Origin of the sequence: Gorillibacterium massiliense (assembly GCF_000455485.1) — a bacterium.
GTDB classification, from domain to species: Bacteria; Bacillota; Bacilli; order Paenibacillales; family NBRC-103111; genus Gorillibacterium; species Gorillibacterium massiliense.
Window position 1 is genome coordinate 1 of record NZ_CBQR020000155.1, and the last position, 14453, is coordinate 14453.

The window sequence follows — 14453 nt, forward strand, 5'->3', positions numbered from 1 at the left end:
AGTTTTCAAGGCATAAGCCTTGTATGTTTGGTGATGATGGCGGAGGGGAACCACGCGTTCCCATACCGAACACGACCGTTAAGCCCTCCAGCGCCGATGGTACTTGGACCGCAGGGTCCTGGGAGAGTAGGACGTTGCCAAGCACTTAGATTTGCAGTATTGGACTGGTGCAGATAACCTGCTAAAGTCCAATGCAGCTAAATCGGTAAAAAAGCGGGGCCATAGCTCAGCTGGGAGAGCGCATCGCTGGCAGCGATGAGGTCAGGGGTTCGATCCCCCTTGGCTCCACCAAAAGACTTTCAATGACCTTCTACAAGAGAAATGATTTGCGACATGCTTCCATAGCTCAGTAGGTAGAGTGCATCCATGGTAAGGATGAGGTCACCGGTTCGATTCCGGTTGGAAGCTCCAGTTTTACAAATGAATAGCTTTTATGGAAGCTTAGCTCAGCTGGGAGAGCATCTGCCTTACAAGCAGAGGGTCGGGGGTTCGATCCCCTCAGCTTCCACCATAATGACGCGGGGTGGAGCAGCCCGGTAGCTCGTCGGGCTCATAACCCGAAGGCCGCAGGTTCAAATCCTGCCCCCGCAATTTATCCTTACATAGGATAATGAATCACTTTTTTTACTGCGGAGCCGTGGTGTAGAGGCCTAACATGCCTGCCTGTCACGCAGGAGAACGCGGGTTCGAATCCCGTCGGCTCCGCCATTATCTTTATTCTTCACTGCCCTGTGCGGTCATGGCGGAATTGGCAGACGCGCTAGATTCAGGTTCTAGTGTCAGCAATGACGTGGAGGTTCAAGTCCTCTTGACCGCACCAAATCTCGCGGACGTGGCTCAGTGGTAGAGCATCGCCTTGCCAAGGCGAGGGTCGAGGGTTCGAATCCCTTCGTCCGCTCTCGGATTTGCAGAATAAGCTCTTTTCCCAATCGGGAAAAGAGCTTTTTTGCATACGGAACAACGCATACGCCAAAAATAATTATATCCATTCTCCCCAATTGCGCAGGAATGCGTATATGGGGTAACTTGAATAAGATATCAAGATAGGGAGGTGAGTGGGAGATGAATCTCGAACGCGTGAATGACCGTGTAAGCCAGCTTCCGATGGCAATGGCTGGCATCGTTCATGCTGAATCAACGTACGGGAGAGGTCTGTCCATTTTCACCCATACCGATTCATCATTCGAGAAGAGACTCCTACTTTAACCTCAATCGGAACTATCCGAGAGCCGTAGGGATTTTCCCGCGGCTCTTTTTGTTGTTAACGGGCCGGAGTCATCCAGGAGGAATTATTATGATAGCGTTAAGCTGCGATCATATCCAAAAGTATTTCGGCGCCCAGTTGGTTCTAAAGGATGTCACGCTTGAACTGCACGAAGGCGATCGTGCCGGTTTGATCGGCCAAAACGGCAGCGGAAAATCGACTCTGCTTCAGCTGATTTCCGGGGCGTTTCCGCCGGATGAAGGCCGTCTGGCCATACGCAAGGGAACCCAGATCGGGTATCTCGCCCAGTCTCAACCGAAATCGGCTGCGCAGACGGTTTATGATGTGCTCGCATCGGGTTTGCAAGATGTGATCGCATGCCAAAAGCGGATGATTGAGCTGGAAGCTCAAATGCAGGATCCGAATGTCTTGGAGGACGCACTGCGATTGGAAGTGCTTCTTTCCCAGTATGCCGTTTTGCAGGATAGCTTTGAACAAAACGGGGGATATGAAATCGATGCCCGCATCAGACAGGTTACGAACGGCTTGGGCATACCGGAAGACCGCTACGAGCGCCTTTATGACAGCTTATCCGGAGGCGAGAAGACGAAAGTAAGCCTGTCCGCCTTGCTGATCGAAAGCCCATCCTTGCTGCTTCTGGACGAACCGACAAACCATCTGGACTTGGCGGGAGTGGAATGGCTGGAAGGCTTTTTATCGACATATAAGGGGACATGTTTGATCGTCTCCCATGACCGCTATTTTCTGGATCGAACTGTGAACAAGATGATCGAGCTGGAGGATGGCGAGTGCAGCTTATATCTCACCCATTACTCCGGCTATGTTAAGGAAAAAGAGGAACGGCTGCTGAGGGAGTTTGCCGATTACCAGGAACAGCAAAAAAAGATCCGCAAAATGAAGGAGGCGATTCGCCAGCTCCAGGAGTGGGGAGGCATCGGCGGAGACAAGCGTTTCTTCACAAGAGCGGCATCCATGCAAAGAGCACTGGACCGAATGGAAAAATTGAAACGCCCTGATCTGGAAAGAAAGACGGCTGGTTTTGACTGGCAGGTGGCGGAGCGGTCGGGACGGAAGACGATTATTTTTGAAGGCGTGCGAAAAGGATACGATGAACGCATGATTTTAAATGGAGTCGAAGGAACGCTGGAGTACGGAGAGAAGATCGCCTTGGTGGGGGAAAACGGCTCCGGCAAAACGACGCTATTCAAGCTATTGTTAGGCGATATTACGCCGGATGGCGGGGAGCTAAAACTGGGAGCACAGGTGGACGTCGGCTATCTGGCACAAGAAGAGCAGCCTTTGGACCGAAAGGAAAGCACACTGGCGTATTTTCGCCGGGAAGCTGGCTTGGAGGAGGGGGAGGCCCGAAGCCGGTTGGCACGCTACTTGTTTTGCGGCCAGGATGTCTTCAAACAGGTAGCGTCACTTTCCGGAGGAGAATGGACGCGTCTGCGGCTGGCATTGCTCATGGAACGAAAGCCCAATTTGCTGTTATTGGATGAACCGACCAACCATCTCGATGTCGCTTCCCGGGAGGCTTTGGAAGAGACGCTTGAGGAATACGCTGGATCGATTCTGACCATCTCCCATGACCGCTATTTTATCAACAAACTGGCCGGTAAGGTATGGGAGCTTCGGGATGGGAGAATCGCCGTTTTCTATGGCAATTTCGATGACTATAAAAACAAGCGGGAAGCATCCGCAGCGGATGAGACTCAGCGATCCGATAAGCAAATGGGTTCCATTCAGAGGGAAAGCCGCACGCGGATAGATCCGCGAAGAAGAGAAAGTCAGGAAGAGAGGAAAAGTTCGGTAGAGCGGGATATCCGCTTGGCTGAACAGAATTTGGCTGACATAATCACGCTGCTGAACGAACCGGGATTGGCAACAGACAGTGACAAGCTGGCTCAAGCTTGGAGAGATCGGGAAGACGTGCAAGGCAAGCTGGACCGGCTGTACGAGGAATGGATGGCGTTGGCTGAGCTTGAAGACGAATAAAAGAAGGATGAACAAAAAAAGAACCGCTCTCCTCGATATTCTCGAGAAGGCGGTTCTTTTCGCTCGATCATCTGTTACAGATTATTTCCAAGCAGTACCTGTCGTCTTCCTGTTAACTTCTCGCTCATTCCCGTGCCCATAAATAGCACTCGAGACCATTTGAACCGACTGAGCAAGAGAGACGCTATGATCGTTAAGCCCATCGCCCAGATCATGTACAGCAGGGGATTTGAGCTATGAACCTTTAGAATTTCCATCAAGTTATCCAAAGCGAAAAAGGTAGGCGAATGCAGCGCAAGAATAACGATAGCCCTTTTTCCAAGCCATACAAACGGTTGCTGAGAAAGGATAGTCCTTTCACGATGCTGATCAGCTTCAACATGAGGATCGAACCCGATAACCCCCCAAGGAAAAACAAGATGGGATTATTGTAAGATCGCGAACACATATCGATAGGACTATTCCAGATAACATCGGATAGGAATATAATAGCGGCAGAGAGGATGAGCCACCAGGGGATTTGAAAGGATCTGAAAATTCCTTTTTGTTTTAGCATTTGACCAATAAACATAAACAAAATTGCGGCAAATGAGACGTCCAAGCTCCAAGGAAGATAGACATAACGCCCGATAAGGGTCCCGGATAATCCAAGGACCGAAAATGCAATAAGTTTGTTCAGATTCGAGGACCAGGAAAGTTTGTGCAACAACTTAACGACTCCCATATATATGACATCCGCACAAAATAGGCAAGGGAGGAACCAAATCGGCCCATTGATGATCAGCCATTCACCGTTTCCATTGAGTATCCCCATGAGGCTTTGATAAAACGTGAAAGAATCTGCCGCATCCCGATAACGGATATACCACAGCACCCATGAAGGAATACATACAGAAAAATAGGGGACCAATAAGCGCCACACTCTGCCTAAGATAAATTGTTTGTAGCTGTGCAAGTACCTCTCGGTGTTGATAAGAAACCCGGATACTAGAAAGAACAATGGCAACCGGAAAGCTGAAAAAAAATTGTCATAGACTGGCAACAAGGCGGTATGACCCAATACGACCAGGGAAATTGTTACTCCTCGTACCATGTCAATTTCACTAACTCTGCTTAATCTTTCGGTAACATTGCTTCTCTTCTCGGATTCCTTACGAATCTCCACTATCTCACCGCCTTCTATTTTTTTGACATCAAGATACATTTTGTATCGTAAACTGATTCCTGTCAATTGTAATTATGTAAAAAAGTAGGAAAAACAAAGAAACTGCCTTCTCCTGAATTTCTCAGACGAGGGCAGTTTTTTCTTTTTTAAGAAAGAACCTCAGGTGAGTTTTTTACACAACCGCTTCTTTTTTGCGGAAAAAGGTTTTCAGTGCCGTATAGATTTCCTTCTTTTCCTTGATGACATAATAGAGGAACTGTTTGTGATTCAAGTGTTTGTATGCCGACATCAGTGTACTGGAGCGGTTGTATTGGTTCACTTCCCCGTAGCCGAACATATTGGAACGTTCCAATAATTCCTTGATCAGCCGAACACAGCGTTCGTTGTCGCTGGTCAAATTGTCACCATCCGAGAAATGAAACGGGTAGATATTGTACATCGATGGCGGATAGCGGCTGTCGATGATCTCGAGGGCTTTGACGTAGGCGGATGAACAAATCGTCCCCCCGCTTTCCCCTTTTGTAAAAAACTCTTCTTCCGTCACTTCTTTCGCCTCGGTATGGTGGGCGATGAAGACGATATCTACCTTCTCGTACTGCTTCCGTAAAAATCGCGTCATCCAAAAGAAAAATGAGCGGGCGCAGTACTTCTCAAAGGAACCCATAGAACCGCTGGTGTCCATCATGGCGATAATGACGGCATTAGACTCCGGCTTGACAATTTCCTCCCATGTTTTGTAGCGCAGGTCATCGGGGGATATCCCATGGATACCCGGCTTGCCAGAGCCGGCGTTGCGTTTCAAATTTTCCATGATGGTGCGTTTTTTATCGATGTTGGACATGAGGCCTTTTTTACGGACATCGTGAAAGACGATATCGGGAGTTTCCATATGTTTCTTTTCTTTCTCTTTCAGGTCGGGCAGCTCCAACTCATCGAAGAGCATGGACTCCACTTCGTCCAACGCAATTTCTACGTCGATATAATCCTCGCCGGGTTGATCACCGGCTCCTTGGCCTTTGCCCGCTCCCTGCGCAGGTTGCGGATCCCTGCCCAACACATCCCCTACCTGGCTGTCGCCGTCACCTTGACCGACATGTTTGGCTTTGTTGTAGTTATAGCGAAATCGGTACTCATCGATGCTCTTGATCGGAATTTTCAGGATCTGCTTTCCGTTGGACAGGACGATGCTCTCGTCGGTAATGAGGTCGGGAAGGTTATTCCTGACCGCATCCCTCACCTTCTCCTGGTGCCGGGTTTGGTCCTGGTAGCCTTTACGATGCAGCGACCAATCCTCCCGGGATACGATAAACAGAGGCTCAGACACGGACACACCCCCTCAAGCATTTGTCGTAACAGTATATTCATGACAGGGAGGAAGGATGAAGGGTAACGGACGGGTCTGGCGATAATTTCAGCACCGACATTATTGAAGCTGGAAAATAAGAGTTTGAAAGGTTCGAGTCAGTCAGTTGTTTTCAGGTTACTTTCAGCTTTCCTTAAGGCTGCATTCATTTGAAATTCATGCAGATCGCCTACAATATTGACAAATTGCTAGAAAAAGTAGGAGGAAGAACATGGGATTCTTGCGCAAAAAAAAATGGATCGCGCTTTTCCTAGTTTTGGTGCTTTGTGCGGCGGCGGTGGTTGTTTACTTAAACGTCCCGCTGACTAAAAGCGAGGCAAAGACGGCAGAAAGCACAGTAAAAGTGACTAAGGGATCCATCCGGTCTACCGTATCAGGCACATCCCAATTCGCGTCTGCCGAAGTTCAAACTATTTCAGCTCCGGCTGGCGGAACGATCAAGACGATGAACCTGGTCAAAAACAAGGAAGTCAAGAAGGGTGACGTACTCTTCTCCTTGTCGAATCCCTCTCTGGAGGTAGCTCTCCAGGAAGCGCAGATGAATCTTCAGCAGGCGGAGAAGGACGTAACGACCCTGCAGGATCAGGCGGGTCATATGAATATTACCGCACCTGCTTCCGGGCTCTTGACCTTGGCCGGTAACGTCGACGAAGGCTCTAATGTCAATGTGGACGGAAAGGTCGGCACCATTTCGGATAATTCCAAATTTTTGGTGACCCTTTCCTTTACGGCTGAACAAGCGAATCAGATGAAGGCTGGCGACGTTATCGATCTGACCATCGAAAACTATTCCCTCACCAAGACGGCCAACGTCTTATCCGTCAGCCGCCAGTTGAAGGCGGACTTGAACGGGAATAAAGTGCTCGATGTGAAGCTTTCCGTTCCCAACGATGGCTCCTTGACCGCAGGGACGAAAGTGACAGGCAGCACGGAGATCTCCGGGCTGACAGTGGAAAGCACCGGGGAGGGCACGTTGGAATACACCAGCGTAACGCCAATCCTATCCAAGGCGCAAGGCGCCATCGAAGTGTTGAAATACAAGACGGGGGATCAGGTTCAAGCTGGCGAATCCTTGGCATCGTTGACCAACGATTCCTTGCAGGATAATATTTTGAGCAGGCAAGCTACGGTGGACAGGCAGAAGATTCTCGTGGACAACGCCCAGACCGCAGTAGACGAACTACAGGTGACGGCGCCTTTTGACGGCGTGTTCTCCACGGATTTTGTCAATTCCAAATCCGATATCTTGGCCGACTATAAAGTGGGCGCGAAGATTGAAAGCGGCACTCAATTGGGGGCCGTTGCCAATTTGGATACGATGCAACTGATCATTCAAGCGGACGAACTGGATCTTACCAGTATCAAAGTGGGCCAGAAAGCGGAAGTCACCGTGGATGCCTTGACGGGAAGGCCTTTGGAAGCGGAAGTCACCCAAGTGGCGACCGTCGGGACGACGAGTAACGGGGTGACGACTTATGACGTCGTCTTGACGCTGCAAAATGCGGCGAAAAGCGGGATCAAAAGCGGTATGACGGCGACAGCAGAAATCGTGATCAGCGAGAAAAAGGACATTTTGATCCTACCGACTGATGCGGTGCAAAGACAGCTTAGAGAGCGCTATGTAACTTTGAAAAAGGCTGACGGTACTATCGAGGAGAAACATACGGTGGAAATCGGTATCAACAGTTCCACTAGCGTAGAAATCGTGTCGGGCCTGAGCGAAGGCGACGAGGTCGTGATCCCGCAGTCTGATAGCACGAAGACCAAAGCAGTGACCACTGAAGATATTCAAAAAATTAGGCAGCAGTTCGAGGAACAAGGCGGTTTCGGTGGCGGTCAAGGCGGATTTCCAGGCGGAGACTTCGGTGGCGGTCAAGGTGGTAGCGGTACTCGCAGCAGCAGCGGTAGCAGCGGTACCCGCAGTAGCAGCGGCGGTTCATCTGGTGGCGGTGGCGGCTTTGGAGGCCCTCCCGGAAATTAATGATCCCAGGCGGTGAAAGGAGGACAACAGCTTATGCAGATGATCCGTCTGGATCGCGTATGTAAAGCATATCGGCAAGGAGAACAAGAGCTGCTTGCTCTGGACAATGTATCACTGGAAGTGGATCAAGGCGAGTTCGTCGCCATCGTCGGGCCCAGCGGTTCTGGGAAATCGACGCTTATGAATACTATCGGCTTATTGGACGTGCCTACAACGGGTACGTATACACTGGATGGCGTGGCCACTGAGAAGATGTCGGATAATCAGATGGCGGAGCTGCGAAACCGCAAGATCGGCTTTATCTTCCAGCAGTTCAACCTGCTTCCCAAACTGAACTGCATTGAAAACGTGGAACTCCCGATGATTTATAACGGGATTGATAGGAAGATGAGGCGGGAATTGGCTGTACAGGTGTTGGAATCGCTGGGAATGGGCCGGCACCTTACCCACAGGCCGAACCAGCTTTCCGGCGGCCAACAGCAGCGGGTCGCCATCGCTCGGGCATTGGCTCTCGCACCGGCGCTCATCCTTGCGGATGAACCGACGGGAGCTCTCGATTCGAAAACGGGAAATGAAGTGCTTGAGCTTTTGATGGAATTGAACGAAAAAGGTAATACCATCGTTCTGATCACCCATGACAACCATATCGCCGAAAAAGCAAAACGGAAGGTTTCCATCCGGGACGGCTGCATCGTTGAAGATGTCCGAGTTCGCGATGAAGTTGCGGCAACGGTTTTGGATGAGGTGATGTTATGAAGTTGATGGAACTTATCGGGATGGCGCTGAAGACCATTATCAGCAGCCCGCTCCGAACGATTTTGACCATGCTGGGGGTTATCATCGGGGTTGCTTCCGTCATCACTCTCGTATCCATCGGACGCGGGACTTCAGACGAAATCGCCAAGCAATATGAGAGTCTGGGTACGAATATGCTGGTGGTTAACGTTATGGGTAACGGCAGGGCAACTCAGTTGGATTACAACGAATTGATGGAGCTGGAAAAGCTGCCGGAATTCAAGACCATCGCCCCAACTATAACAAAATCCAGCGCAAATCTGAAGTACGACCGGACGAAGGATACCTATAACGTTATCGGTACAAATGACCGTTATCTGTCGATATTGAAGGTAGGCGTGGATAAAGGCCGGTTCCTCACCGCAGCAGACGAGGATTTCCGCAATCACGTCGTTGTTCTGGGCAAAACCGTGAAAGATGAACTTTTCGGGGAATTTGCAGACCCGATTGGCGAAAATATCAATATCGATGGATACGTTTATACCGTTGTCGGGGTTTTGAAAGCCCAAGGATCAAACATTAGCGGAACCTCTGCAGACAGCAACGTTTTCGTTCCACTGGAAACGGTTCGTCGAGATTTCAAGCTGGGCAGCATCCGTACGACCTATATCGAAGCAAGCTCGAAGGACGAGATTGACCAAGCCCAAGCGACGATGGAGAAGTATTTGACTTATAAATTCAAGTCGTCCAACGGATATATGATCATGAACCAGGATCAACTGATGAGTGCCCGAATGGAAGCTTCCAAGTCCCTTACCACACAGTTGGTAAGCGTCGCCTGTATTGCCCTCTTGGTTGGAGGGATCGGCATTATGAATATCATGCTGGTTACGGTCGGCGAACGGACCCGGGAAATCGGTATCCGCAAATCTATTGGCGCCAAACGCCGCAATATTCTCTTCCAGTTCCTTGTGGAGGCGGTGGTAATCAGCGGGTTGGGTGGATTGATCGGATTGCTGTTGGGAATCGTGCTGACTCTGGTCTGGCCCATGATCAACCCGAGTCAAACCACCAAGCTGTCCATGGATATCGGTTTGTATGCATTCGCTTTTTCCGCCTTGGTAGGCGTCGTTTTTGGTCTGTATCCGGCCAACAAAGCTTCCAGGCTGCGCCCGATCGACGCTCTGCGCACCGATTGATCGACAAAAATATTAGGAAAATGCTTCGGGATAATGTCCTGCAGGCACTTCCTTTAGGAGGAATGTTTCATTTGGAAACGACAAGGCCGAATAAAAGAATCTACTTATCCCGTATCCTGATGCCGATTTTCGCTCTTATCCTCGTTCTCGGCTTCCTGCCGAATCCGGGTTCCGCTCAAGCGGCTGCAGCTACAACCGCTAAGAGTGCTACAACGGCGCCTGCTGCTGCTCCCGCTCTTGCGATGTCTTTGAAAAACATGTCCATTTTCACGGAAAAGGGCATTTCTACCGCTTTGCTCTCGATCACAATGCAAAATAATAGCAAGGCAGACATCAATATGAATGAATATGGTTTGAGAGTCACCCAGGGCAGCTTCAGCTATACGGTTAAACTTACCCAAAAACAAACCGCGCGGATCAAGCCTGGGATTGCATTGGATTACACCTTCACCACCCAACTTCCAGCCAAAATGGCTGACGACAAGCTGAAACTCGTGTTGTTCAAGTGGGATACGAAAGCGGCTAGTCTAATGCAGGATGTCGTATCGATCCCTTTGCCAGCGGGCAAGGCTGCGGTTCCGAGTTCTCAAGTGACAGCGATGCTTTCACCGTGGGATTCGTCGTTGGAAGATGATGCAGCTCTGCAGTACACAGCAGTCAATAGCTTTGTTGTTCAGGAAGACAACAGTGCGTACTTTTACGCGGATCTGTATGCCAGCAACGTTTCTTCCGAAGCGGTGAGCGTGCCGGATTATATAAGCTACCGGTTAAAGGATAAGAACGGCAAGGTTTACAGCGCTACCGTAACCGACGGAGCAGGGGCTGCTATCTATCCCGGTGAGAAACAGAGAATTTCGCTTAAAAGCGCGGTTCCATCTAGCATGGCTTCGGTTGATGAAGCAGCATTAGAGATCTATACCAATCAACAAAGCAAGGTTACCGTGCTTGGAGCGCTGACTTTAAAGAATACCCAGAAGACGCTTGAGTTGAACCGGTCTGGTGTAATGACCACTCAGGATGGATACAACGGATTGGCGGCCTCCGTTACTTCTGCTATTCTTTCCGCCCAAAAGGACGGTACGCACTTTATCGCCAACGTGCAGGTTCAGAATAGCGGTAATCAGGTTGCTGCTGTTCCCGATCTTGCGGCCCGACTGCAATATGGGGTCAATCAACATTCGACGGATATCGCTGCTGGGGCCGATGAAGATCGGCCGGCATTTCTCGCCGCCGGACAGACTGTAACCTACTCCTTCCATGCGGTGCTTCCTACCGGCATATCGAAGGATCAAACGAATTTGGTTCTGCTGGATAACCGTGCTTCTGGTACGAATGTGACGGTTAAGGTTCCCGTATCCGTGACCAATTTGAATAATTCATCGGATTATCCCGATGTAATCTATAAAGCTGTGGACTACAAGTTGGGTACAACTTTCACTCTCGATGAAAGCAAATCCTATTCCGACGGGTTGGAAGCCTCCCTTGTAGATTTTCAGCTCTTTGAAAACGAGGATTCGGGTTACCCGACGGCGGTAGCCAAGTTTAAATATACCAACACCGGTAAAACACCGATCAGTCTTCCGTCCTTCCAATCAGAACTGATTACGTCTGACGGTGTCGTGTATAACGGCGTGAAGCAAACGTCGAGCATTACCAAAATTACGCCGGGAACGAGCGTCATCACCTCATCTTCCTACCTGGTTCCGGATGACATTGAGAAGCAAGCACTGACGTTAAACGTGTATGATGACACAACCCTTTCACCTGAACAGATTTCGATTGGTGCATTTAAAGTTTCCTTGAACGCGACAACTACATCCACGACCTACAACAAATATTCCTTGTATCCGTTTAGTTTGCTTGTTTATGATTCCAGCTTGACTTTTGCAAGCGGCGGAGATGCGAGCAGCACTTCCGGTACACTCAGTCTTGATTTGTACGTCGACCGCCTGGAAAATGCCACCGTCGATGCCAATCTGAACAGCATGGAAGTCGAAGTAACGGATATTTTCGGCCATGTCATTCTTACGAAAACCGAAGCGTTGACAGGCAGTCAAAAACTGACGAACGGCAGAAAAACCTACAAAACGGACCCGATGACTAGCGATACGTTGAATTACACGAAGATTGTTAATATCTATGAAGTCGTTACTACACCAACTGGAAGCGTAAGACGGCTTATTCAATCCATGCCCTTCTAAGTAAAAAGCATGCAAAAAGGCGGCTGCCCCGTGTTGGACGGGAGCGGCCGCTTTGCGTTTTCGCTGAATATGCGATTAAGTTCCAAATTACAAGAAATTACCAACAATAGACAGCAGAATCACGAGAATGACCGGAGCGAAGTAAAGGAAATTGACGATCGTTCCTGCGATAGCAAATCCAAGTTTGCGGGTCTTTTGAAACAGGCCGACAATCCCTAGAATGAGCCCGGTTAATGTGAAAACAAAGCTGCCAAAAATCTCAATAGCAAGCAGCACAAGGTTGGTGGGGCTGAACAAATTGGTTACTTCTTCCGGAGTAAGAGTCTCCCTGTGGGAAGTAATAAAGTCGGACAGGTGGGAGATTCGGGATACCATGGAAATGATCACAAGGGCGTATCCGACGATCCCGAATATCAATGAAGCGATCCCCACACCGGAATGTTTGGTGCGCAGATTGCCTGAAGCTGCAGGATTAGGGTGAGGCTCCGTATAGGCTGACTCCGCGGCATAAGCACCCGGAAGTTCGGTTTCGCCGCGGGCGTATACATAAGGGGACGGCTGCGGATCGGGTAGATACTCTTCAGGAATATTCTCGGACCGCTGGTCCATGTCCGCTGATTGGGCGGTGGGATCAGCGTTCTTTTTCGTGGCCTCCCATTCGGGAACGACTTCATCGAAATCCGTTGACATAACAGCACCTCGCACAAATGGTCCTTTTTATTTAAGGGGATTAATGGATACTTGTATCATAATGGAAATTTGCCATTTTAGGAAACTTTTTATTCATATGGTATGATAAAAGACGAAGATTTGGCTGAACGAAAAAGAGAGAAAAGGGGAGCAGCAATATGAGAAAGTTTATAGTGGCGGGCTGTATTATTATGTTTCTAGGCGTCGCGCTTGGCGCTTTCGGCGCTCATATTTTGAAGGACCGGTTGGATACGGATATGATGGACGTCTACCATACCGGTGTCCTCTATCATTTGGTGCATGGCGTCGGTCTGTTAGCTGTGGGCTTGGCGGGTCGTCATTTGGCTGCTGAAAAACTTGTCCGTTGGTCGGGCTGGTTGTTGATAGCGGGGATCATTCTGTTTTCCGGAAGTTTGTACATTCTGGCGATTACGGGCGTGAAAGGATTGGGAGCGATAACCCCTTTGGGAGGAGTGGCCTTTTTGGCAGGGTGGGCATGCCTCGCTGTGGCCGCGTGGAAAGAAAAAGCTTGAACTTGATCGCTATGGATGGTGATGCGAATGGGACCCGGCGATAAGAACCGAAACGTTTGGAATAAAGCGGAAAAGGATGAGAGTAGAACGGGTGGGGAGCGAGAGGATACGGTGCGGATTGACAGGGCTATGACTGATTCGGACCTGTCTGGTGCAGCCTCTCCCATTCCTCTTCATCCCGTCATTTCGGCATGGTTTTCCGTAAGCGTCGGCAAACCGACCGATGTGCAGATGAGGGCTTGGCCCAGTATCGAGTCAGGCAAGCATACGCTTATCGCGGCGCCTACCGGTTCCGGAAAGACGCTGGCTGCTCTTGTTCCCTGTCTTGACCGACTGGTTCGACAGAAAATGAACCGGCGGGAGGAGATGCAGCAGAAGGGCGTACGCATTCTGTATGTAACCCCGCTTAAGGCACTGAACAACGATATTCGGCATCATGTCATCCGTTTTTCTGCTGAGATGGACCAAATTGCGGCGGAACAGGAATTGGAATGGCCGGGTATCACCGTCGGCGTACGCACTGGCGATACGACTCAAAGCACCCGAGCCTCCATGCTGCGCAACCCACCGGATCTGCTTATCACGACGCCAGAGTCGCTTTACATCATTTTGACATCTCCTCGTGGCAGAGACATGTTGAAAACAGTGGAGATGATCATCGTCGACGAGATTCACGATCTGGCGGCGGACAAGCGGGGCATCCATCTCATGGCAACGCTGGAGCGGCTGGTGTGGTGGTGCGGCCGCTCCCCTCAGCGGATCGGGGTTTCTGCGACTCAAAAGCCTCTTAGCCGCATGGCGCAATTTCTTGGCGGATGGGAAGAAGCGGGGCTGGGAGAGAACCCGGAAGATGGAGAGACGTTGGGAGCGGGCTACCGGCTCCGTCCCGTGGAGATTATCGAAAGTCCCATGGAGCGGGTCTTTTCCCTGACCGTTACGATGGCAGACCTCTCTCAGTCGGGAGGCCGGGGGGAAGAGCGCGCTTGGAATCCGGTGCTGGACCGGTTGGAGGCGCTGATGGAAGGCTCCCATACGGTTCTCATATTTGTTAACAGCCGACGCCTGTGCGAGCGGCTTACGCTGCGTTTGAACGAGCGGGCGGGTAAAGAACTGGCCCGGTCCCATCACGGCAGCGTCTCGCGGGAGAAGCGGCTTGAAGTGGAGGCGATGCTGAAGGCCGGAGAGCTGCGCTGCCTGGTGGCGACTTCGTCACTGGAGCTGGGTATCGACGTCGGCTTCGTCGACCTCGTGATCCAGCTCGATTCGCCGAAGTCCGCCGCCTCCGGCATTCAGCGCTTCGGCCGCGCGGGCCACGCCGTCGGCGGCACGAGCCGCGGCGCCCTCGTGGCCCGCACCCGCGGCG

Annotated in this window: 11 protein-coding genes, 7 tRNA genes and 1 rRNA gene; 16 read left to right on the forward strand and 3 right to left on the reverse strand. The window is 50.6% G+C overall.

Annotation, left to right across the window (positions count from 1 at the left end):
* Positions 1–26: 26 nt before the first annotated feature.
* The 10 genes from rrf to abc-f all read left to right on the forward strand — a co-directional run bounded on the left by rrf (position 27) and on the right by abc-f (position 3223).
* Positions 27–143 (forward strand): 5S ribosomal RNA (rrf, locus tag TJ79_RS22160).
* A gap of 72 nt (positions 144–215) precedes the next feature.
* A tRNA-Ala gene (locus TJ79_RS22165) sits at positions 216–291 on the forward strand.
* Positions 292–335: 44 nt separating this feature from the next.
* Positions 336–411: transfer RNA gene (locus TJ79_RS22170), tRNA-Thr, on the forward strand.
* A gap of 24 nt (positions 412–435) precedes the next feature.
* A tRNA-Val gene (locus TJ79_RS22175) sits at positions 436–511 on the forward strand.
* A 6-nt stretch (positions 512–517) separates the two neighbouring features.
* Positions 518–591: transfer RNA gene (locus TJ79_RS22180), tRNA-Met, on the forward strand.
* A 40-nt stretch (positions 592–631) separates the two neighbouring features.
* Positions 632–708 (forward strand) — tRNA-Asp (locus tag TJ79_RS22185).
* 25 nt (positions 709–733) lie between these two features.
* A tRNA-Leu gene (locus tag TJ79_RS22190) sits at positions 734–820 on the forward strand.
* A 6-nt stretch (positions 821–826) separates the two neighbouring features.
* Positions 827–898 (forward strand) — tRNA-Gly (locus tag TJ79_RS22195).
* A gap of 164 nt (positions 899–1062) precedes the next feature.
* On the forward strand, positions 1063–1206 hold the full coding sequence (locus TJ79_RS27795; RefSeq protein ID WP_202903363.1) for a hypothetical protein: 144 nt from the start codon (positions 1063–1065) through the stop codon (positions 1204–1206).
* A gap of 88 nt (positions 1207–1294) precedes the next feature.
* Positions 1295–3223, forward strand: coding sequence for a ribosomal protection-like ABC-F family protein (gene abc-f / locus TJ79_RS22200; protein ID WP_040952545.1), 1929 nt, complete (start codon positions 1295–1297; stop codon positions 3221–3223).
* A 256-nt stretch (positions 3224–3479) separates the two neighbouring features.
* Here the strand turns inward: abc-f and TJ79_RS22210 are convergent, their stop codons facing one another.
* A complete protein-coding gene (locus tag TJ79_RS22210; protein ID WP_155987994.1) occupies positions 3480–4454 on the reverse strand; it encodes an acyltransferase family protein in 975 nt (324 codons plus the stop codon).
* A 106-nt stretch (positions 4455–4560) separates the two neighbouring features.
* The gene (yhbH, locus tag TJ79_RS22215) at positions 4561–5712 is read right to left on the reverse strand and encodes a sporulation protein YhbH (protein WP_040952548.1); all 1152 of its coding nucleotides are present in this window, start codon (positions 5710–5712) and stop codon (positions 4561–4563) included.
* Positions 5713–5962: 250 nt separating this feature from the next.
* Here yhbH and TJ79_RS22220 point away from each other — a divergent pair, with 250 nt between their 5' ends.
* The 4 genes from TJ79_RS22220 (at position 5963) to TJ79_RS22235 (ending at position 11867) form a co-directional block, all read left to right on the forward strand.
* Positions 5963–7732, forward strand: coding sequence for a permuted SH3 domain-containing protein (locus tag TJ79_RS22220; RefSeq protein WP_040952549.1), 1770 nt, complete (start codon positions 5963–5965; stop codon positions 7730–7732).
* Positions 7733–7765: 33 nt separating this feature from the next.
* The gene (locus tag TJ79_RS22225) at positions 7766–8488 is read left to right on the forward strand and encodes an ABC transporter ATP-binding protein (RefSeq protein WP_081757088.1); all 723 of its coding nucleotides are present in this window, start codon (positions 7766–7768) and stop codon (positions 8486–8488) included.
* Positions 8485–9666 carry an ABC transporter permease gene (locus TJ79_RS22230; protein WP_040952550.1) on the forward strand — a complete coding sequence of 394 codons (1182 nt, stop codon included), beginning with the start codon at positions 8485–8487 and terminating at the stop codon, positions 9664–9666. The genes TJ79_RS22225 and TJ79_RS22230 overlap by 4 nt, the downstream gene beginning before the upstream one ends.
* Positions 9667–9737: 71 nt before the next feature.
* The gene (locus TJ79_RS22235) at positions 9738–11867 is read left to right on the forward strand and encodes a DUF4352 domain-containing protein (protein WP_155987995.1); all 2130 of its coding nucleotides are present in this window, start codon (positions 9738–9740) and stop codon (positions 11865–11867) included.
* 87 nt (positions 11868–11954) lie between these two features.
* Here the strand turns inward: TJ79_RS22235 and TJ79_RS22240 are convergent, their stop codons facing one another.
* Entirely contained in the window at positions 11955–12557 is a 603-nt protein-coding gene (locus tag TJ79_RS22240; RefSeq protein ID WP_040952552.1) for a DUF4190 domain-containing protein, read from the reverse strand.
* A 158-nt stretch (positions 12558–12715) separates the two neighbouring features.
* Between TJ79_RS22240 and TJ79_RS22245 the strand changes: the two genes are divergently transcribed.
* The gene (locus tag TJ79_RS22245) at positions 12716–13090 is read left to right on the forward strand and encodes a DUF423 domain-containing protein (RefSeq protein WP_040952553.1); all 375 of its coding nucleotides are present in this window, start codon (positions 12716–12718) and stop codon (positions 13088–13090) included.
* Positions 13091–13219: 129 nt separating this feature from the next.
* The coding region (locus TJ79_RS22250; protein ID WP_155987996.1) for a DEAD/DEAH box helicase at positions 13220–14453 on the forward strand (1234 nt) is incomplete at its 3' end.

What these genes read in the sequence shown, in the direction of transcription:
- TJ79_RS22225 (WP_081757088.1), top strand. Translation starts at nt 7,766, where the DNA reads ATGCAGATGATCCGTCTGGATCGCGTATGTAAAGCATATCGGCAAGGA.
- TJ79_RS27795 (WP_202903363.1), top strand. Translation starts at nt 1,063, where the DNA reads ATGAATCTCGAACGCGTGAATGACCGTGTAAGCCAGCTTCCGATGGCA.
- TJ79_RS22245 (WP_040952553.1), top strand. Translation starts at nt 12,716, where the DNA reads ATGAGAAAGTTTATAGTGGCGGGCTGTATTATTATGTTTCTAGGCGTC.
- TJ79_RS22220 (WP_040952549.1), top strand. Translation starts at nt 5,963, where the DNA reads ATGGGATTCTTGCGCAAAAAAAAATGGATCGCGCTTTTCCTAGTTTTG.
- TJ79_RS22240 (WP_040952552.1), bottom strand. Translation starts at nt 12,557, where the DNA reads ATGTCAACGGATTTCGATGAAGTCGTTCCCGAATGGGAGGCCACGAAA.
- abc-f (WP_040952545.1), top strand. Translation starts at nt 1,295, where the DNA reads ATGATAGCGTTAAGCTGCGATCATATCCAAAAGTATTTCGGCGCCCAG.
- TJ79_RS22230 (WP_040952550.1), top strand. Translation starts at nt 8,485, where the DNA reads ATGAAGTTGATGGAACTTATCGGGATGGCGCTGAAGACCATTATCAGC.